The following is a 19,035-nucleotide window of genomic DNA, read 5'->3' on the forward strand; positions in this document are numbered from 1 at the left end:
TTTGTTGAGCGGAGCAGCGTTACAACGGGCGGGCTAGCGAACGGCCAAGCCCACCTTCTGGAAGGACTTCAGGTCCGTGTAGCCGCACTTGGCCATAGCGCGCTTGAGCCCACCGACCAGGTTGAGCTCACCCAGCGGCTCGTTGGACGGGCCGTGGAGCACGACTTCAAGGGAGGTCGCTGAAGCGTCCTCGGCGGTGCCAGAAGCGTCAACTCCGGAAGCGTCGGTGCCGAGGAGGGCACCAGCCACGCCAACCGGCTCGATGATGCCGCGCGGGAAACGCGGGTGGCCGGCCGTGGACGGCCAGTACCAGCCCTTGCCGCCGGCCTCCGCCGCACGCGCGAGGACCGGGCCCAGCACGACGCCATCGGCGCCACAAGCAATGGCCTTGGCGATGTCCGCGGAGGTGTGGATGTCGCCGTCGGCAAGCACATGCACGTAGCGGCCCCCGGTTTCATCCAGGTAGTCGCGGCGAGCGGCCGCAACGTCCGCGATAGTGGTCGCCATCGGGATATCAATGCCGAGCGTCTCCGGGTTAGTGTTCACACCGGAGCCGACGATGATGCCGGCCGCGCCCGCGCGCATGAGATGCAGGGCCGTGGTGTAATCGGCCACGCCACCAGCAATCACCGGGGTATCCAGCGAACCGATGAATTCCTTGAGGTTGAGCGGCTCGCCGCCGGTCTGCACGTGCTCAGCGGAAATCAGGGTGCCGTGGATGAACAGCAGCTCCGCGCCGGCCTTGATGACCACCGGAGCGAGCTCACGCGCATGCTGCGGGGACACGCGCACGGCCACGGTAACGCCGGAATCGCGCACCTGCGCGATGCGCTCGGCCAGCAACTCTTCATTGAGGGGCGCGGCATGCAGCTCCTGCAGCGTAGACAGGTCGCCGAAGTTCTCCGTCACGCGGGCAATCGCGCCCTCCAAGTCCTCGTGGCGGCCCCACAGGCCCTCTGCGTTGATGACACCAAGACCGCCCTGCTTGCCCATCTCAATGACGAACTCGGGGGTGGCAAGAGCATCGGTCGGCGCCGAGACGAACGGAACGTCGAAGGTGTAGGCGTCAATGTTCCAGGAGGTGTCCACGTCCTTGGAGGAACGCGTACGACGGGTAGGCACCAGGGACACCTGGTTGAGATCATAGGTGCGGCGTGCCTCGCGGCCGACGCCAATTTCTACGTAATCACGCATGATGAGTCCTTAGCGGTAGTTCGGAGCTTCGACGATCTGCTGAAGATGGTGCGGGTGAGACTCCTTAAGGCCCGCAGCGGTGATTTGGACAAACTGCTTGGTCTTCAGCTCAGCCAAGGTGGCGGAACCGGTATACCCCATGGAGGCACGCAGGCCGCCGACAATCTGGTGAACAATGGCATCAATGTCACCGCGGAACGGCACGCGGCCCTCCACGCCTTCTGGCACCAGCTTATCCTCGCTACGCACATCCGCCTGGAAGTAACGGTCCTTAGAGTAGGACCGCTTCTCACCCGTAAGCCCGCGACCCTGCATCGCGCCCATGGAGCCCATGCCACGGTAGCGCTTGTACTGCTTGCCCTGGACCACGACGATATCGCCCGGGGACTCGGTAGTGCCCGCCAGCATGGAGCCCAGCATGACGGCATCCGCACCGGCGGCCAGCGCCTTGGCAATATCACCGGAGTACTGCATACCGCCATCCGCGATGACCGGCACACCCGCCGGACCAGCCGCAGCGGCGGCTTCCATAATGGCGGTAATCTGCGGCGCGCCCACGCCCGCGACCACGCGGGTAGTACAGATGGAGCCGGGGCCAATACCGACCTTGATGGCATCCGCGCCGGCCTCAATCATGTCGCGGGCAGCAGCACGGGTGGCTAGGTTGCCGCCGATGACGTCGACGCGGTCACCGAAGTCCTTCTGCACGCGGGAAACCATCTCAAGCACGCGGTTGTTGTGGGCATGGGCGGAGTCGACGACGAGGACGTCCACGTCGGCGTCGACAAGCTGGCCCGCGCGCTGGTAGGACTCCTCACCGGTACCGATACCCGCCGCCACGAGCAGACGCCCGGAGGAATCCTTGGAGGCATTCGGGAACTGCTCAGTCTTGACAAAGTCCTTAACGGTGATGAGGCCGACGAGCTTGTTCTCATCGTTGACGATGGGCAGCTTCTCCACCTTGTTGGCGGACAGCAGCTCCAGCGCCTCCTCCTTGCTGACGCCCTCCTTGGCCACGACGAGCGGCATGGGCGTCATAATCTCCGAGACCTTGCGGGAGAAATCCGGCTCGAAGCGCATGTCACGGTTGGTGCAGATACCCACGAGGGTGCCCTGCTTATCGACGACCGGCAGGCCCGAAATCCGGAACCGCGCGCACAGCGTATCGACTTCATCGATGGTCATGTCCGGGGAAGCCGTGACCGGGTCGGTCACCATGCCGGATTCGGAGCGCTTGACAATCTCTACCTGCTGGGCCTGATCCTCAACTGACAGGTTGCGGTGCAGGACGCCGATGCCGCCCTGGCGCGCCATGCCGATGGCCATGCGGGCCTCGGTCACGGTGTCCATCGCGGCGGAAGCCAGGGGCACGCCGAGGCGAATGTTGCGCGTAAACTGCGCCGAGGTATCCACCTCGGAGGGAACGACGTTGGATTCTGCCGGAAGCAGCAGGACATCATCAAAGGTAAGGCCGTAGAGTGCAATCTTGTCGGGGTTGTCTCCGCCGGTGTGGACGTGGCTCATGAGGGTGGGGCTCTCCTAAACTGACCAGATAGTTTTATGCGGTAGCCCTCACTGTAGTGCGTGGACGCCCCGTAGTGGTAGCCGTGGGTAGAGGAATAGGTATCTATAGGGAATTGCCATGCGCGCACGGAGTCAATAGGCTCGCAGGCGTGAACTTTTTCGCCAACATGCCCCGCGATCCTTTCGCGGACGACCCGAACGACCCAGCTTCCTTCCTCGAGGAGGATGATCACGTCGAGCCGCTGTCCGAGGAGGACCGTCTCGCCGTCATCCACGATCTGGCCATGGTCCAAGAGTTTGCGCGCGTTCTCAGCCCGCGCGGCATCGATGGCATCTTCTTTTTCTGCGAGGACTGCGAGGAGAACCACTTCTACGAGTGGGACATCATGGCCTCCAACATGCAGGCCACGCTGGCAGGCCAGCTCGCCCCCGTGCACGAGCCGGGCGCGGAGCCGGACCCGATGCGCTACGTCCCTTGGGATTATGCGGTGGGTTATCTCGACGGCATGGACTCGCGCTACTAGCTGCGGTCAGCGCGGTAGAACTACCGCGCGTTAAACGGAAAGAACCTCTTCCCTCCTGTTGCGGGGGAAGAGGTTCTTTGTGGTTTTATTGCTGGAATTGCGCCGGCGGGAGCTGGCCATTATCCGTGGCGCCATCCGAAGCTCCGTCGGAGTTGTCGCCTTGCGGAGGCGTTGCCTGATCGCCGCCCTGCTGACCTGGCTCCGGCTGGTTCTGCTCCGGTGGGCTCAGCGGGTTGCCCGCCGAAACCGTGCGGGTCACCACGACGGTGGAAACCGCAGTCTCTGTCTGCGTTACGGTTTCCGGCTCCGGCGGCTGCTGCTCCTCCACCGGGGCAGGCTTCTCCACGGTCTGCGTCTGCGTCACCGTGGCGCTGGGCTGCTGCTTCGTGGTACGAGGGGCCTCTGCCTCACGTTCCCGCTTAGCCTGGTCCACCATCTTCCGGGCTTCTTCAAGCAACTGGCGGGTGCCATCCATGTCGCCTTGGGCGGAACGCTTCTCCATCTCATCGAGCGTTCCGGCAAGCTCCACTACGGACACATCGTGCTCGTCCGCGCCGAAGAGCGACTGGTTCACTCCGTAAAGCGGAGATCCCGGGCCGGCGTTGACGACCACAGCGCCGGTACCTGCGATGAGCAGCGTAGCTGCGGCCGCCCCGATGAGTCCGTGCATGAAAGGCTTGCTTCGACGGCGGCGTGCCGCGCCGAGGGAAATGATCTCCGGCTCTTCCTCCGCGCCCTCAATGAGAGGGGTCGGAGGCATCTGCTTTTCGACGTCCCCGCGCAGCTCCAGCAGAAGCCCCGCCAGTTCATCACCGCCATCGGAGGGATCTGTTCCTTCGGAGAGAGTGGTGAGGAATGCATCATCATCAACCAAGGGCTGCAGCTGCTCAGCGACACCCTGCTGAGGCTCGTCCTTCTTTGCCATGATGACCTCCCTTCCTTACTAGAGAATTATTAGTTTGTCGGTGCCAAGTGCCGATGGCTCACTGCTAGCTCTGGGCTAGCCCAATTACTGGTTCACTCTGCTGGTTCACATTGTTGGTTCACTGCGTCTCGTGCGAATCGAGGGATTTGCGCAATTGCGCGAGTGCACGATGCTGCGCCACGCGGACTGCGCCAGGGGTGGACTCCACAATTTCCGCGGTCTCCTCTGCCGACAGCCCCACGAACACACGCAAGATGATAATGTCCCGGGCCTTGTCACTTAACGTATCGAGCATGGCCCGCACTCTGTTACTACCGTCCACGGCAAGGGCGGATTCTTCGGGGGTAGCGTCCTGAGCAGCATCCTCCGGAAGGTCTTCCGTGGGGTGAGTGTGGTCGCGACTCAGGGCGCGGTGGGCATCGGTCACCTTGTGAGCAGCAATGCCATAGACGTAGGCCATAAACGGGCGGCCCTTATCTTTGTACGTGCCAATAGACGTCGCCACCGCCAAACAGATCTCCTGCGCCACGTCCTCCGCCGTGGGCTGGCGGTGACCGCCGATGCGCGCGCGGCAATAGCGCAGGACCTGCGGGTGAATGATCCGCATGATGCGCTGGAGGGCGCGGCGGCTACCGTCGACGGCCAGCGGAACGAGGTCCGCTAATTCCTTATCGCTGTCGCGCTTCGCCGCCGTTGAGGAGCCGCCCGCGTCTGTAGCCTGAGTAGCCACTGCCATCCTTGCCGTTCTGCTTTTGCTCTTCTGCTTAATGCATTACTTCATATTCTGTATGAACATCATGGCATAACCTTTTGACGAAACCCCAAAACGACGGGTCTCATCCCCAGCTTTGACCCCACTCAAAAAAGTTCATACACCGTTCATCTTAGCCTTAAGCGCAGGTCACAGGGGCTCCAGTTGAGGAGTCTCAGCCAGTTATACCTGCATGTCAGCATTGCGTAACGCGCTGTTTACCCAAGGGGGACACACTTCAATCTCGTCTCACTTCGCCTCGGCGTTCACGGGGGCGTGCCCGCAACGCGCCCCGCGCCTGGGCACTCTATCTTTGGCAAAGGAGAATCGAACGTGTCTCAGTCCTTCCTGCTCCCCGGGCCGAATACGGACTTTTGGGATTGGCAGCTTCATGGCGCATGTCGTGGGGAAAACTCTGACGTGTTCTATCACCCGGACGGCGAGCGCGGACGCGCCCGCGCCCAGCGCGAGAACCGCGCCAAGGCTATTTGCAGCACCTGCCCGGTCATCGAGATGTGCCGCGAACACGCTCTCGCCTCCGGCGAGCCCTACGGCGTGTGGGGCGGCATGAGCGAGTCGGAGCGCGTCGTTGCCCTGCGCTCGCGTCGCGCCCACGCGACCGTCGGCGCCTAGTCCGCTTCTGCCAGCTCCCAGCCTTGGGGTCGGACGGCAAACCACCACCTCTATTGGCTGGACGCGACAAGGCTGCTCTCCCCACTGGACGAGCCCACCGTGGGCCGTCGCGCAGCGGGCCTTTTGCGAAGTTTCTTTAAGTAGCATCACGCCCCTCCCCCACCTGCACTGATATCCAACAGCCAGCACGGGCAAGGGGCAGCGGGTGAAAGACGCCAGTTTTTACAGCTCCTGCGCCAGGTAGCGGGCGGTCAGCGTGTCCTTGTCGAGGAACTCGCGCGGCGAGCAGGCCGCCACAACCTCGCCGCCGGCTGAGCCCGCACCGGGACCGAGAGCAATGATGTGATCGGCGTGCGCCAGGACGGCGCGGTGGTGTTCGACGCAGATGAGGGTGAGGTGGTCGTCGACAAGCGTGTCAAAGAGGCGCAGCAAGGTGTCGATATCTTTCTGATGCAGGCCCACCGTCGGCTCATCGAGCACGATGATATCCGCAGTCGCCTTCCGGTCACACAGCCGCACCGCCAGCTTCAGCCGCTGGCGCTCGCCGCCAGAGAGCGTCGAGAGCGGCTGCCCCAGCGTCAGGTAGCCCAGCCCCACGGCAACGAGCTGCTCGCACACGCGCTTCGCAGCAGTAACTTTGGCCTCGCGGCAAAACTCCACGGCCTCAACCGTGGGAAGCGCGAGTACCTCCGCGATGTTCTTGCCCGCCAGCTCGTAGCCCAAAACGTCGGCAGCAAAGCGGCGGCCCTCGCAGACCTCACAGGGCACATCCGCGCTGTCCATCGCACCGAACTCCACGGTCACCACGCCAGCGCCGGAACAGGCCGGGCACGCGCCCTCCGAGTTGAAAGAGAACATTCCCGGCGTGGCCCCATCGTTGGCCTTGGCGAAGGCCTTGCGCAGCGCGTCCATCGCACCGGTGTATGTGGCCGGGTTCGAGCGCCGCGAGCCAGACAACGAAGACTGGTCGACAACGAGGATGCGGTCGTCGTCCGGCAAGCACTCCATCAGCGATGACTTTCCGGATCCCGCAACGCCCGAAATGACCGTGAGCACGCCCAGCGGAATGTCCACATCGACGTCCTTGAGGTTGTTATGGGACGCCCCACGGTTTTCCAGCGCTCCGGTGGGCTCGCGCACCTCCTCCTTCAACGCCACCTTCCCGCTGACGGACGGTGCGGTACCGACGGAAAGGATTTCGCCGCCCGCCACTCCGGCGCCGGGGCCAAGCTCGACGACGCAATCCGCAATCGCCATCGTCTCCGGGTTGTGCTCCACCACGAGCACCGTGTTGCCCTTATCGCGCAGCTGCAGGAGCAGCTCGTTCATCCGCGTGACGTCATGCGGATGTAGGCCAGCGGTCGGCTCATCAAAGACGTAGGTGACGTCTGTCAGCGCCGAGCCGATGTGGCGCACCATGCGCGTGCGCTGCGCTTCGCCACCGCTCAGCGTGCCGGTCGGGCGCGCCAGCGTCAGGTAGCCCAGCCCCAAATCCAGGGCGGCCTCCAACCCGCGCAACGGGGCCACGGCAAGCGGTGAGTTGATGGTGCGGAGCCATGCGGAGGCGTCGGCAAGCTCCATGGCGCAGACGTCCGCGATGGAGACTCCGTTGAGGTAGGACTCGCGCGCGTGCTGCGCCAAGCGCGTGCCGTGGCACTCCGGGCAGTCGATGAAGACCACCGCGCGCTCGACAAAGGCCCGCATGTGCTTTTGCAGGGACTCCACGGGCTTGCTCAGCACGTTGGTTTTCAGACGCGTGACCAGCCCCATGTAGCTCATGTTGATGCCGCCGACCTTGACCTTGGTCTCGGTTTCATAGAGGTCCCGCTTCTGTTCCTCAGTGAAGTCCTTGACCGGCACGTCGGCTGGGTACAGCCCGGACTCGGCGTAGGCGCGCCACATCCACGAGCCCACCCTCATGCCGGGGTAAATGATGGCGCCATCGTTCAGTGTCAGAGTCTCATCAACGAGCTGGCGCTTGTCGACGTCCCCCACTTCCCCTCTTCCCTCACACCTCGGGCACATGCCGCCGGTGCGCTCGAAGCGACGGACTTCCTTCACACCGTTGACCTCGATGGCGCCCTGCCCGGAGGCGGAGGGCACGTTAAAGGAGTAGGCCGCGGGGCCGCCGGCGCGGGGCTCGGCTAGGCGGGAGAAGAGCACGCGGAGGTGCCCGGTGATGTCGGTGGCGGTACCGAACGTCGAGCGCGCGGAAGCCGCCATGGGCTCCTGACCCACGACGATGGCTGCAGTGAGCCCTTCCAAGCGGTCCACGTCGGGGCGGGGTGGGGCTTGCATGAAGCCCTGCACGAAGCCGGGATAGGTTTCGTTGATGAGACGCTGCGATTCAGCCGCAACGGTATCGAAGACCAGCGAGGTCTTGCCGGATCCGGACACACCGGTGAAACAGTGAGCTTGCGCTTAGGGATGCGCACGTCCACGTTCTTGAGGTTGTTTTCGCGGGCGCCGGTGACGGTGATGAATTCTTGTTCCACGGCTCAGCAGTCTACTAACGGGGCGGGGTCCTGCCCCGGACACGGCGAAGGCCCGCCGCCCCGCAGATATGCGGGTTAGCGGGCCTTCCTTACGGCAATGTGGGAAGCTCCTGCTTCCCACGCGCACTTGCTAGTGCGCGTGCGCGCGCGCAGCCTGTGCCGGCTCTTCCTCGGCGGGCTTCTCTACAACCGAAGCCTCGGTGGTGAGCACCATGCGGGCCACGGAGGCGGCGTTGACCACGGCGGAGTGGGTGACCTTCACCGGGTCGATGATGCCCTGCTCGAGCAGGTTGCCGTACTCCAGGGTGGCGGCGTTGAAGCCCTCGCCGTTGGCCTTCTCGGCAACGTGGGCGACCACGACGGATCCGTCCAGGCCTGCGTTCTCGGCGATCCAGTAGGCCGGGCGGGTCAGCGCGCGGGCCACGGCCAGCACACCGATCTTGGCCTCACCCTCGAAGCCCTCGGCGAAAGCCTCGAGCTCCTGGGAGATCTGGACCAGCGCAGAGCCGCCGCCAGCAATGACGCCCTCTTCAACGGCCGCGCGGGCGGCGTTGATGGCGTCCTCGACGCGCAGCTTGCGCTCGTTGACCTCGGTCTCGGTAGCGGCGCCAACGCGGATGACAGCAACGCCACCAGACAGCTTGGCCAGACGCTCCTCGAGCTTCTCCTTATCCCAGGTGGAATCGGTGCGCTCGATTTCGCGGCGCAGCTGCTCGCGGCGCTCCTCGACGGCCTCAGCGGTACCGGCACCATCCACAATCACGGTGTCTTCCTTGGACACGGTGACGCGGCGAGCGGAACCGAGAACCTCTGGGCCAACTTCCTTGAGGTTGATGCCAACCTCCGGGTCGACGACGGTAGCACCGGTAACAACAGCCAGGTCATCCATGAAGCCCTTGCGGCGCTCGCCGAAGTACGGGGACTTCACGGCGGCGACCTTGAGGACCTTGCGGATGGAGTTCACCACGAGCGCCTGCAGCGGCTCGCCCTCGATGTCCTCAGCAATGATGAGGGTCGGGCGCGAGGACTCCGCGATCTTCTCCAGCAGCGGCAAGAAGTCCGGCAGGGAGGAGATCTTGTTGCGGACGAGGAGAATTGCGGCGTCGTCAAGCACGGCGTTGTAGGTCTCCTCTTCCGTAGCGAAGTACGGGGAGAGGTAGCCCTTGTCGAAGGAAATGCCCTCGGTAACGTCCACGGTGGACTCGATGGTCTGGGACTCCTCGACGGTCACGACGCCGTCCTTGCCCACCTTGTCCATCGCGCCAGCGACCATCTCGCCGACCTCCGCATCGCGGGAGGAAACGGTGGCAACCTGGGAGACCTCCGCGGAGGAGTTCACCGGGGTAGCGCGCTTCTTGAGCTCCTCGACGACCTTCTCAGCCGCCGCTTCGATGCCCTTGTTCAGCTCGATGGGGTTAGCGCCGGCAGCAACGTTGCGCAGGCCTTCGAAGACGAGAGCCTGGGCCAGCAAGGTGGCGGTAGTCGTACCGTCACCGGCGATGTCGTTGGTCTTGACGGCCACGGACTTCACCAGCTGGGCGCCGAGGTTCTCAAAAGGATCGTCGAGGTCAATGTCGCGGGCGATGGTGACGCCGTCGTTGGTGACGGTCGGGCCACCAAAAGCCTTGGACAGCACGACGTTGCGGCCACGCGGGCCGAGGGTGACCTTGACGGCGTCGGCCAGCGTGTCTACGCCGCGCTGGATGCCCTCGCGGGCCTCCTGGTCAAATGCAATCAGTTTTGGCATAGGGTTAATCGCCTACTTTTACTTCTCGATGACAGCGAGCAGGTCACGAGCGGACAGCAGGAGGTACTCCTGGCCGTCGTACTTCAGCTCGGTGCCGCCGTACTTGGAGAAGATGACGGTGTCGCCCTCGTTGACGCCAACCGGGACGACCTCGCCCTTGTCGTTGGTGCGGCCCGGGCCGACAGCGACGACGGTGGCCTCCTGCGGCTTCTCCTTCGCGGAGTCCGGGATAACCAGGCCGGATGCAGTGGTGGTCTCAGCTTCAACGATCTGAACGAGGACCTTGTCCTCCAGCGGCTTAATGTTTGCCATGATGATTTCCTCCAAAGTGTTCCTAGTGCGCGTCCACGTGGACGCGCGCGTGCCGGTTGTGGGTGTCCAGCACAGCCGTCGTCGCGGGTGAACAACTGTGGGTCAAAACAACCTGCCTAGCACTCTACCCTCGCGACTGCTAGCCCTCAACGTTGTGGGCCGCTAACCCGTTCGCCCTCCGCGAACGACGCGGCTCGGGTGTGTACAAAGCCGGCCAACGCCAGCTTGACGACGCCCAGGGCAATAAACATTGCGCCGAATATTACGGCGAAGGACGGCCACCACAACTCCTCTACCAGCGTTCGACCGAAGGAAGCCTGTGGGGTGAGCAGGTGCTGGAGGGGCAGGAGCGTCGCCAAACACAGCGCCCAGACCACGCCGGCCGCAGTCAGGGTGAGGCACGCCGCCTCCCCCACTTGCACGCGCGCCCAGGCCGAGGGGGCGGCGCCCGCCAAGGTGAGGCCACGAATATCGGCCGCGATGCGCCCGTGCATAAGCAGCGAGGTAAGCACGGCGCCCACGATGCTAGGTGCGAAGACTGGACCCAAAAGGGCGAGGAAGGCCTGCCACGAGGACAGGGTGCCTCCGGCGCCTGCGTCGTTCCCAAAGCGCAGGCCCGAGCCGACGGCGACGATAAAGCCGCCGACGAGCACCCACGGCACGATGTGCGGGGTGGAAAAGCTTCGGCGCACGCGCACATTAGCCCCAGCGATGCCGGCCGCGCGGGTCCATTGATCCAGGACGGGCATAAGCCAGGGCAAAAAGAGCGCGACAAGGATGACCAAGCCCATCTCGGCCGAGAGGAGGTCGCCGGGATCATCGATGTGTAGGCATCCATAGACCGTACTGCCGACAGCAACGGACGCGAGCAGGAATTTCACCATGAGCCACGCCGGGTGTGCGGTGGCGTGCGGCCGAAAGACTCGGCGCAGTGGAGGCAGCGCTCCGACTAGGGCCGCGGACATGCAGACAACTATCGCAATACCAACGACCTGGCCTGTAATCGCAATGTCTGGCAAAGGGATGCCGTCGCTGCGCAGGGCGCGCACGCACGGCGCGAGCAGTGGACGGGCCGGCAGCACACCAAGAAATCCGGCGGCCGCGCTGACCACCGCGACTTGGCCCAGAATGAAAATCAGGATCATCCACCCAGGCATGCCCACCATGCGCCAGGAACGGTAGACCGGTTCGCGCTCGGCGATAATAAGGCGCATCTGTGACAGCGTCACTAGCACCACCACGCACAGTGACATACCCAGCACCGTGCCGCCCAGTTGGCCGGCGGGGTTTTCTTCGGCTCCGGGGGAAGCGACCAGCATGGCTAGCGCTAGGGTGCACGAGCTGGAAGACACCACCAGGGTCAGCGCTACGGCCAGCCACGATAGCCAATTGGACTGTAAGTCCTTAAGCCACACCAGCATGGGCCACCTCCTCCAAGGAAATGACCCGGTCGGCCGCCTCGGCGGCAAGGTGCGAGTGAGTCACCATGATCACGCTGGCTCCATCGCGGGCAACGGCGTGAAGGTGGGAAAGGACGGTGGAAGCGGTGGCGTCGTCAAGCGCGCCCGTGGGCTCGTCAGCGAAGATATAGGGCGCTTGGGCCAGCAATGCCCGGGCGACAGCCACGCGTTGCTGCTGCCCACCAGAAAGCTGTGCGGGCAGGCGGCTCTCCAATCCAGCGAGACCGAGCGAATCGAAGACCTCTGCCACACGGCCGCGTGCAGGGCGCCGGCCGGAAAAGCGCGCCGTCAATGTGGCATTGCGTTGCGCGTTGAGGGATTCCAGCAGGTTGTAGTCTTGGAATACAAATGCACGCTGCTTGCGCCCCGGCGCGTTGACTCGGCCGGAAGTGGGCTTATCGAGCCCGGATAACAGGTTCAGGAGCGTGGTTTTGCCGCTTCCCGATGGCCCCATGATGGCAACGAATTCGCCTGGGGCGATAGACACATTGACGCGATTAAGCACGGTGCGGCGGCCGTAGCGCTTACTAAGATTTTCTGCTTTTAACATGCCTTTGATTCCACTCGGCCACGCACAACAATGACATGGGGCGGGCTGCCCGAAAAATGGTGGAGCTAGCTCCACTGCCCTTCCACCGGCATGGCGGATAGGGTCGAAGACTATGCGAACCTTCAAAGCCTGTGCGTGGAGCCTCCTCCTCGGCATGCTGTGTATCCCAACCTTGGTGATTTCGGTGCTGATGCTGCCGTGGATCCCGTTGGTGGGTCGCGCCGCGGAACTTGTCGGCCGGTTGGGCGCGCAGTGGATGGGCGTGGAAATTCCACCCCGGCGCGCAGATCGATGGTTTGATTGGCAGCAGTTCTATCACCTCGTGTTGCAGTTATTGATTTCGACTGCATGCTTTACCGCGTGGACGGCCCTGGGTTTCACAGCGGGTGTGCTAGCGATAGCGCCATTCGTACCTAAGGCCGAGTTCTCCGTTGGCGAGTGGTCCACCTCCAACCGACCGCTTATTTTCTTAACCTGCTGGCTGGCTGCTCTGTTGCTTGTGTTGTTACTGGTAGGTCTCAACCGCCTCTTGGTCTTAGTGTCGGTCTCGCTGACCCGACTGGCATTGAGTCCTTCGGCCGAGGAAATGGCGGCCTCGCGTGCCACGCTTATCGATGCCTTCTCCGGCGAGCGCCGCCGCATCGAACGCGAACTGCACGATGGCCCGCAGCAGTACCTCACCGCGCTCAAGCTCAACTTGGCCGCGGCAAAACTACAAGCCCCGCCCCAGGCACAACAGGCCTTGACTGACGCAGAACATAATGCCTCTTTGGCTCTGGCTTCATTGCGGGCGACAGTGCGTGGCATTGCGCCGCAGGTGCTTTTCGACGACGGGCTTATCCCCGCCCTCGACGAGTTACTCGCCCATTCCGGGCTTGAGACCACACTTCGCGTAGAGGGCGCTGAGAGCTCGATTGACGAGACCACAGCGCTGCTGGCCTACCATGCAGTCGCCGAGGCGCTCACAAACGCCTCTAAGCACGGCGCAGCCACCGAAGCCGCGGTAATGGTCGCTTTTAGGGATATGCTGCGCCTAGAAATCGTAGATAATGGCACGGGACCCACGGACAAAGAGCCGGACGGTGAGAGTGCAGCTGTGGATTCGGGCACGGGCCTCGCCGGGCTGCGCGAGCGTGCTGCTGCACTCGGCGGCACGGTGACCTTTGATGCTGCTAGCGCCAATGCTACGGGTGAAGGCGGCGGCCAGCTGCTGGTCAAACTACCGCTGAAGGAGGCGAAATGAAGCTATTACTCGCAGAAGATTCCGCGCTCCTGCGCGCGGGTCTGGAGCAACTACTCGGTGCTCTCGGCCATAGCGTCACGACGGTCACAGATGCCGAAGCACTGCGCGCCATCGCAGGGCAGGAAGACTTCGACCTCATTATCAGCGATGTGCGCATGCCGCCCACGATGACCGATGACGGGCTTCAAGCCGTGCACGATCTGCGGGCAGCCGACCCCACCCAACCCGTGGTGGTGCTGAGCCAATACGTAGCGGCGAGCTATCTCGACCGCCTCCTGGAGCACGGCGGATTCGGGTACCTACTCAAGGAGCGCGTTTCTGATGTTGAAGAATTCGTGCGCACGCTTGACGATGTCGCCCGCGGCGGCACCGTGGTGGACCCAGAGGTGGTCACGGCGCTGCTTTCTGCAAGGCACACTGGTCTAGCCCGGCTCACCGCTCGCGAGCGGGAGGTACTGGGGCTTATGGCCCAAGGATTGAGCAATAAAGACATTGAAGACACGCTCGTCCTTACCTCCGGAGCAGTAAGCAAGCATGTCTCCAATGTATTTATAAAGCTCGGGTTTCGACCCGAGGACTCCAACCGGCGGGTGAAGGCCGTATTGGCATGGCTGCGCCACACCGAGCGCTAGAAAAGCGCTGAGGCCCTACAAACAAGGGCTGGAATTAGACCTGCCGGTGGGAGTTCAGCACAGCCGCGCGCCACAGCTGGTACTCCTCCGGGTTGTCCTCGTGGTAGTTCTTCACCGCGCGGATGCCGTGCTCCACGGCCTCGGCGACCTCGTCGATGTTCTTGTCGTCACCGTCGGCAGCAACGAAGATAACCGGACCGCAGATGGAACGGATTGGGTCCTGCAAGAAGGCGGAATTGCCGGTCGCAGCTGCATTGCGCGCCAGTGATGCCACCGGGTTCGGGTCGGCGCCTTCAGCCTTGGCGTTCGGGTTAAACAGCGCCGCGTAGGTCTGGCCATCATCCTGGAAGGCCACAGAGACACGATCCTCGGTGGTGCCGCCGAGGAATTGATTTGCGTGCTCGAGCTCAAACTCGATGGTGCGGCGGGACAGATCGGGGTTAACGAGGAATCCAGTGGTCATAGCGGTGTGAGCTCCTTATGTGCGAGCGAGGCAATTATCGGTCATCACACTACCTGCACCCTGGGGGTTGCGCATCCGCTAGCGCGCAGCAGCCACGAGCGGCACTTCCACCTCAAGCTGTGTATCGGTCCCGCATGCCAGGCCGGAGGGTTCTGCGCCTTCGTGGATGAGCTGGGCGGCCACCGCCGCGATCATCACGCCATTATCGGTGCACAGCTTGAAGCGCGGCACACGCAGCTCGATGTCCGCGGATTCGCAGCGCTTCGCCGCCAGTGCGCGCAGCCGCGAATTCGCCGCCACGCCACCGCCGAGCAGCAGTACCTTGGCTCCAGTGTCCTGGCAGGCGCGCACGGCCTTGGCGGTCAGCACATCTGCCACCGCCTCCTGGAAGGAGGCACACAGGTCCTCAACCTGGACCGTCGCGCCCTCGCGCTCGGCTTTTTCCACGTGGCGCGCTACTGCCGTTTTGAGGCCGGAAAAGGAGAAGTTGTGGCGGTTGGGCCCGCGCAGGTCCTCGGCCTTGGACAAACCACGCGGCAAATCGATGGTGGGCTCTCCTTGGGCGGCCAGCTTATCGATGACCGGCCCTCCCGGATACCCCAACCCCAGGAGGCGGGAGACTTTGTCGTAGGCTTCGCCGGCGGCGTCGTCAAGCGTGGTGCCCAGTTCCTTCATGGGCTTGCCCACGGCTTCGACCTCGAGCAGCTGGGTGTGGCCGCCGGAAACGAGCAGGGCCACCGAGTGCGGCAGCTCTTCGCCCTCCAGGTTGGCCACCGCGACGTGCCCGCCGAGGTGGTTGACGCCGTAGAAGGGCACGCCCCACGCGGAAGCGAAGGCCTTGGCTGCCGACGCCCCGACGAGGAGCGCGCCGGCCAGTCCCGGCCCCACGGTGGCGGCCACCGCATCTGGCTTCTCGACGCCCGCTTCCTCCAGCGCTGCCTTCATCACCTGCGGCATGGCTTCGAGGTGGGCGCGGGAGGCAATCTCCGGCACCACGCCGCCGAAGCGCGCGTGCTGCTCCATGGAGGAGGCGACGACGTCGGCGCGAATCTCCATGTGGCCGTTGTCAGACAGCTCGATGATTCCCACGCCGGTTTCGTCGCAGGAGGACTCGATGCCGAGGATTAACATCTCTCACTCTTTCGTGGTCGGTACATGGTGTGGGCGTCCGCGCCGGAGGGCTGATAGTAGTTGCGGCGCAGGCCGTTGATGACAAAATCATAGGCCTCGTAGAGGCGGATGGCGGGATCGTTGCCCACGCGCACTTCGAGGAAGATGGGGGCGTCGTGGGAATCTGCGAGCTCGACGATGGCGTCCATCATCAGCCGCGCTATGCCGCGCCGTTGGGCCGCGGGGTCGACTCCGATGGTGCGGATTTCGTACTCCGGCCAGGCGGCGGGCCCCATCCGCCCCACGCCGGCGTAGCCGAGAGCTTCGCCGCGGTTGTCACTGTGGTCTTCGCGGTTGACGTTATGGCCCACGCGGTTGTCGTTGTGGTCATCGCGGTTGACGCTTGCGTCAACCGCCCAGTAGGTTGTGTGCCCCGCCGCGATTTCCTGCTCGAAGGCACGCGCCGGCCAGGGAGTTTCACCGGGGAAGAGTACTTTTTCTAGTTCGGCGCAGCGGGGTGCGTCCTCAAGCAGGAGCGGGCGCAGCCTCATGATGCCGGTGTTTCCCCGATGCCGCCGACCAAAGCGGCCGAGCGCGGCTTCGCCTTCGGCTCCACGGCATCGGGACGCCGCAGGTACAGCGGGACGAGCGGCGCGGGCTCGGCAGAAAGATCAGCGCAGGCAACCAGTCCCGCCACGCGCGGGGTAGCCCACTCGCGGGGAAGGCCGGCGATCTCTTCCGGCAAGCGTGGGGCGATGGACTCCGGGAACACTAGGCGCGTGGTCTCCGGGCTCGAGAGCCCAGCGGCGCCCAGTTCCAGAGCCTCCGGCTTCGACACGTTCGGGCCGCTGAGACGCTTACCGTCGGCGTAGGTGGCCCAGTAGACCTCTTTGCGGCGGGCATCGATGGCCACCAGCCACTCCCCCGCGCGCCCGTGCGCGATGGCATCCAATGTGCACACGCCATGCACCGGCAGGTGAAGAGCCACCCCCAGAGCGGAAGCGGTAGCCATGCCCACGCGCAGGCCGGTAAACGGTCCGGGCCCCGTGCCGACGACGATGGCGGAGAGGTCGGAGTAGGTCAGGGAGGCGTCGGCAAGCAGCTCCTCGATAGCGGGGATGAGCTGCTCGTTGTGAGCGCGCGTGCCGCTAATGACGCGGTCGATACTCTCCCCGGTGTCGGTATCAACGATGCCCGTCACCAGGTCCGTGGTGGCGGTATCGAGTGCAAGAACCTTCATTAGCCTGCGAGGTGCCAGTCGGTGTCGACGTAGTCGGGGTTGTTCTTACCCATCTGCTCCACGTAATCCTGGGTATCGCGAATAAACTGCAGCGGCTGGCCCTGCTGGAACGGCAGCAGCGGCGGGATGTCCTGCTTGGCTGCTTCCGGCGACTTCAGCTGCTGCAGCAGACCATCGCACAGGTCCACCTGTGCGCGCGGGAGCTTCTCCGCCTTGAATTCACCGGTCTGCGAAGCCAGCAAGATGTAGTTCACGTCATTGGGCACGGCCCCGTCGGCAAAGTCAATGTTCAGGTTCTTCGTCTCCACGCCGCCCTTCTTGAGCTGATCTTCGGTGGCACCCGGGCAGACGGCGGCGACCGCACCCCACTCCTGGCCGTACACATCCTGCGGGATAAACATGGCGAAGTCCAGGTTCTTCGGGTACGCGCTCAGGGACTGGGCGACTGTCGACGGCTCCTTCGTCTCCGCCTGCGCTGGCCGGACCATCGGCAGCACGATGAGGGCGGCAAGGAATACGGCGAAGCCGCCGATAACGACAGTGGTGATGAATTGACCAAGCTTGTTCATAAAGGTGTTTTAGCTCCTCACGCGGGGGTAGCGGGAATAAACAGTACGGGGACATCCTACGCGACAACGATCAAACAATAATCAAGGCCAAGACCTGGCACATGAGAATCTTTCCGATCATCGTTGTGGGGTACACGGTGGCATAGCCGCGCTCTGCCAGCTGAGTACCGGTTTGCGGGTTGAGGTAGGCCATGATCGCCGGGTTCGTGGTCATGCCGGCGGCGATGCCCATCGACTCATCAAACTTGAGGCGCAGCGCCAGCATGGACACCGCAACGATGCCGATGGCAGAAACCAGCGTCAGCACAATGCCCACGCCCATGTACTTCAGGGAGGTCGGATCCGACAAGGCATCCCGGAACTGGCCGCCTGCCGACGTACCCACGCCCGCCAAGAACAAGGTCAAACCCAGCGTGGAAATCGTCTGCTTCGCGTGGAAGGGAAGCTGCCAGTTAATTGGGCCCGAGCGGCCCAGCGCGCCCAAGATGAGGCCGACGACGATGGGGCCGCCACCAAAGCCGAAGGACAACGTGGTGCCGCCCGGAAGCGGGATCGGAATAGCGCCGAAGAGCAGACCGATGAAGAGGCCTAGGGCAAAGGGCAACAAATCGACATTGCCGAGCTTGGCTTCGGAGTCGCCGAGGAAACGGCGGACGTCGTCAAGCCTGCCCGGCGCGGTGATGACGCGCACGCGGTCCGAGTAGTGCAGGACGGTTTCCTCGTTCGGCACGACGTCGGAGTCGCCGCGGCGCACGCGCGCGATGAGGAAGCCTTCCTTCACAGTGTCCAAGTCCTTGAGCTGATAGCCCGCAACACGTGGGCTGGACACGGTCAGGCGCCGGTAGACCAGGCCATCCTCCTCATGAAGGTTGATGTGGATCTCCTCACCCAACTGGGAAATCGCGCTATCCAACGCGGGCGCGGTGCCGTTGAGCAGGAATTCCATGCCGGCACGCAGCGGGAGCTCCGGGTAGGCCAGGTCGTGCTCGTGCGGGTTGTTCACATGGCGGGTGGCGATGACGCGCTCACCGGTCACCTCTTGGAGGTCCCCCACCGTGGCGTCGAAGTCACGGGTCAGGCGCACTGCCCGCCACTCGAGCGGTTCTGCGATCATGCCCTCGGCGCGTGCGTCCTCAATGTGGTTCACGCGCAGCACCTTGGCGCCAATCGCGGCAACCAGAATGGTTCCGATGATGCAGCCCGGGTAGGCCAGGGAATAGCCCACCACCGGGGTGCTATCGCCGCCCAAGGCTTCGACGACCGCGGCCATACCAGGCGTCGAGCTCACCGACCCCGCCAGCGTGCCCACGCTGATCGCCGGGTCGAGATCAAACATGCGCATCGCCAGGGTGGTCAGCCCCGCCAACACGAAGAAGAAGACGATGACCACCATGGACATCTTCCATCCACGCCGGCGGAAATCCTGGAAGAAGCTACGGCCGAAGTTCAGGCCGATGACATACACGAAGATGGCCAAACCAAATTGATACACGAACGCCGGGACCACGATGTCCGGGTTGGCCGCGGACAATCCCAGGGCTACGAACATCGCAGCGGCGGCGCCGAGCGAGATGCCGAAGACATTGATCTTGCCGACGGCTAATCCCACCGCCATGATGAGAAAAAGCGTGAGCAGGGGCTGTTCAGCAAGGAAAGCCAGCAC

18 protein-coding genes and 1 pseudogene are annotated in these 19,035 nt (G+C 63.8%); 4 read left to right on the top strand and 15 right to left on the bottom strand.

Going from position 1 to position 19,035, the window contains the following annotated elements; genetic code table 11:
- Positions 1–33: 33 nt before the first annotated feature.
- Positions 34–1,194 (bottom strand): GuaB3 family IMP dehydrogenase-related protein, encoded by a 1,161-nt coding sequence (locus tag QP999_RS01305; protein ID WP_284847486.1) that lies wholly within the window; start codon positions 1,192–1,194, stop codon positions 34–36.
- A 9-nt stretch (positions 1,195–1,203) separates the two neighbouring features.
- Positions 1,204–2,718: an IMP dehydrogenase gene (gene guaB, locus QP999_RS01310; RefSeq protein ID WP_284847488.1), complete on the bottom strand. Its 1,515-nt coding sequence runs from the start codon at positions 2,716–2,718 to the stop codon at positions 1,204–1,206.
- Positions 2,719–2,867: 149 nt separating this feature from the next.
- On the opposite strand from guaB, the gene QP999_RS01315 reads away from it, so the two are divergent.
- Positions 2,868–3,242, top strand: a complete 375-nt coding sequence (locus QP999_RS01315) for a DUF5319 domain-containing protein (RefSeq protein WP_070521533.1) — start codon at positions 2,868–2,870, stop codon at positions 3,240–3,242.
- A gap of 85 nt (positions 3,243–3,327) precedes the next feature.
- On the opposite strand, the gene QP999_RS01320 is transcribed toward QP999_RS01315, so the two are convergent.
- Together QP999_RS01320 and QP999_RS01325 are read right to left on the bottom strand one after the other, a co-directional pair.
- Positions 3,328–4,167, bottom strand: a complete 840-nt coding sequence (locus QP999_RS01320; protein WP_070563791.1) for a hypothetical protein — start codon at positions 4,165–4,167, stop codon at positions 3,328–3,330.
- Between the two features lie 118 nt (positions 4,168–4,285).
- Positions 4,286–4,903 (bottom strand): sigma-70 family RNA polymerase sigma factor, encoded by a 618-nt coding sequence (locus QP999_RS01325; protein ID WP_070564987.1) that lies wholly within the window; start codon positions 4,901–4,903, stop codon positions 4,286–4,288.
- 348 nt (positions 4,904–5,251) lie between these two features.
- Here QP999_RS01325 and QP999_RS01330 point away from each other — a divergent pair, with 348 nt between their 5' ends.
- Complete coding sequence (locus QP999_RS01330) at positions 5,252–5,551, top strand: WhiB family transcriptional regulator (protein WP_070530751.1); 300 nt, start codon at positions 5,252–5,254, stop codon at positions 5,549–5,551.
- A gap of 222 nt (positions 5,552–5,773) precedes the next feature.
- On the opposite strand, the pseudogene QP999_RS01335 reads toward QP999_RS01330, so the two are convergent.
- The 5 genes and pseudogenes from QP999_RS01335 to QP999_RS01355 all read right to left on the bottom strand — a co-directional run bounded on the left by QP999_RS01335 (position 5,774) and on the right by QP999_RS01355 (position 12,115).
- A pseudogene (locus QP999_RS01335) lies at positions 5,774–8,046 on the bottom strand (excinuclease ABC subunit UvrA).
- Between the two features lie 130 nt (positions 8,047–8,176).
- Entirely contained in the window at positions 8,177–9,793 is a 1,617-nt protein-coding gene (gene groL / locus QP999_RS01340) for a chaperonin GroEL (protein ID WP_070745582.1), read from the bottom strand.
- Between the two features lie 18 nt (positions 9,794–9,811).
- Complete coding sequence (groES, locus tag QP999_RS01345) at positions 9,812–10,111, bottom strand: co-chaperone GroES (RefSeq protein WP_167595557.1); 300 nt, start codon at positions 10,109–10,111, stop codon at positions 9,812–9,814.
- A gap of 140 nt (positions 10,112–10,251) precedes the next feature.
- Positions 10,252–11,526 (bottom strand): FtsX-like permease family protein, encoded by a 1,275-nt coding sequence (locus QP999_RS01350; RefSeq protein ID WP_284847491.1) that lies wholly within the window; start codon positions 11,524–11,526, stop codon positions 10,252–10,254.
- Entirely contained in the window at positions 11,510–12,115 is a 606-nt protein-coding gene (locus QP999_RS01355) for an ABC transporter ATP-binding protein (RefSeq protein WP_070521548.1), read from the bottom strand. The genes QP999_RS01350 and QP999_RS01355 overlap by 17 nt, the downstream gene beginning before the upstream one ends.
- A gap of 112 nt (positions 12,116–12,227) precedes the next feature.
- On the opposite strand from QP999_RS01355, the gene QP999_RS01360 reads away from it, so the two are divergent.
- Complete coding sequence (locus QP999_RS01360) at positions 12,228–13,358, top strand: sensor histidine kinase (protein WP_284847492.1); 1,131 nt, start codon at positions 12,228–12,230, stop codon at positions 13,356–13,358.
- A complete protein-coding gene (locus tag QP999_RS01365) occupies positions 13,355–13,990 on the top strand; it encodes a response regulator (RefSeq protein ID WP_070563770.1) in 636 nt (211 codons plus the stop codon). The genes QP999_RS01360 and QP999_RS01365 overlap by 4 nt, the downstream gene beginning before the upstream one ends.
- Before the next feature lie 34 nt (positions 13,991–14,024).
- On the opposite strand, the gene QP999_RS01370 is transcribed toward QP999_RS01365, so the two are convergent.
- The 6 genes from QP999_RS01370 to QP999_RS01395 form a co-directional block, all read right to left on the bottom strand.
- Entirely contained in the window at positions 14,025–14,453 is a 429-nt protein-coding gene (locus QP999_RS01370; protein ID WP_070527889.1) for a hypothetical protein, read from the bottom strand.
- Between the two features lie 78 nt (positions 14,454–14,531).
- Complete coding sequence (gene tsaD / locus QP999_RS01375) at positions 14,532–15,584, bottom strand: tRNA (adenosine(37)-N6)-threonylcarbamoyltransferase complex transferase subunit TsaD (RefSeq protein WP_284847494.1); 1,053 nt, start codon at positions 15,582–15,584, stop codon at positions 14,532–14,534.
- Positions 15,578–16,114 (bottom strand): GNAT family N-acetyltransferase, encoded by a 537-nt coding sequence (locus tag QP999_RS01380; RefSeq protein WP_284847495.1) that lies wholly within the window; start codon positions 16,112–16,114, stop codon positions 15,578–15,580. Before QP999_RS01380 ends, tsaD begins: the two co-directional genes overlap by 7 nt.
- Positions 16,111–16,803 carry a tRNA (adenosine(37)-N6)-threonylcarbamoyltransferase complex dimerization subunit type 1 TsaB gene (tsaB, locus tag QP999_RS01385; protein ID WP_284847497.1) on the bottom strand — a complete coding sequence of 231 codons (693 nt, stop codon included), beginning with the start codon at positions 16,801–16,803 and terminating at the stop codon, positions 16,111–16,113. The genes QP999_RS01380 and tsaB overlap by 4 nt, the downstream gene beginning before the upstream one ends.
- Entirely contained in the window at positions 16,803–17,372 is a 570-nt protein-coding gene (locus QP999_RS01390) for a hypothetical protein (protein WP_284847498.1), read from the bottom strand. The genes tsaB and QP999_RS01390 overlap by 1 nt, the downstream gene beginning before the upstream one ends.
- A 70-nt stretch (positions 17,373–17,442) precedes the next feature.
- A complete protein-coding gene (locus QP999_RS01395; protein ID WP_284847500.1) occupies positions 17,443–19,035 on the bottom strand; it encodes an aspartate:alanine exchanger family transporter in 1,593 nt (530 codons plus the stop codon).

The organism is Corynebacterium sp. MSK004 (assembly GCF_030232515.1).
GTDB classification, from domain to species: domain Bacteria; phylum Actinomycetota; class Actinomycetes; order Mycobacteriales; family Mycobacteriaceae; genus Corynebacterium; species Corynebacterium hesseae.

Excerpts from the sequence above, each read along its gene's own strand:
- tsaD (WP_284847494.1), bottom strand. The coding sequence starts at position 15,584 with ATGTTAATCCTCGGCATCGAGTCCTCCTGCGACGAAACCGGCGTGGGA.
- QP999_RS01355 (WP_070521548.1), bottom strand. The coding sequence starts at position 12,115 with ATGTTAAAAGCAGAAAATCTTAGTAAGCGCTACGGCCGCCGCACCGTG.
- groL (WP_070745582.1), bottom strand. The coding sequence starts at position 9,793 with ATGCCAAAACTGATTGCATTTGACCAGGAGGCCCGCGAGGGCATCCAG.
- QP999_RS01325 (WP_070564987.1), bottom strand. The coding sequence starts at position 4,903 with ATGGCAGTGGCTACTCAGGCTACAGACGCGGGCGGCTCCTCAACGGCG.
- QP999_RS01370 (WP_070527889.1), bottom strand. The coding sequence starts at position 14,453 with ATGACCACTGGATTCCTCGTTAACCCCGATCTGTCCCGCCGCACCATC.
- QP999_RS01365 (WP_070563770.1), top strand. The coding sequence starts at position 13,355 with ATGAAGCTATTACTCGCAGAAGATTCCGCGCTCCTGCGCGCGGGTCTG.
- QP999_RS01360 (WP_284847492.1), top strand. The coding sequence starts at position 12,228 with ATGCGAACCTTCAAAGCCTGTGCGTGGAGCCTCCTCCTCGGCATGCTG.
- QP999_RS01320 (WP_070563791.1), bottom strand. The coding sequence starts at position 4,167 with ATGGCAAAGAAGGACGAGCCTCAGCAGGGTGTCGCTGAGCAGCTGCAG.
- QP999_RS01305 (WP_284847486.1), bottom strand. The coding sequence starts at position 1,194 with ATGCGTGATTACGTAGAAATTGGCGTCGGCCGCGAGGCACGCCGCACC.
- QP999_RS01390 (WP_284847498.1), bottom strand. The coding sequence starts at position 17,372 with ATGAACAAGCTTGGTCAATTCATCACCACTGTCGTTATCGGCGGCTTC.
- tsaB (WP_284847497.1), bottom strand. The coding sequence starts at position 16,803 with ATGAAGGTTCTTGCACTCGATACCGCCACCACGGACCTGGTGACGGGC.
- guaB (WP_284847488.1), bottom strand. The coding sequence starts at position 2,718 with ATGAGCCACGTCCACACCGGCGGAGACAACCCCGACAAGATTGCACTC.
- QP999_RS01350 (WP_284847491.1), bottom strand. The coding sequence starts at position 11,526 with ATGCTGGTGTGGCTTAAGGACTTACAGTCCAATTGGCTATCGTGGCTG.
- QP999_RS01380 (WP_284847495.1), bottom strand. The coding sequence starts at position 16,114 with ATGAGGCTGCGCCCGCTCCTGCTTGAGGACGCACCCCGCTGCGCCGAA.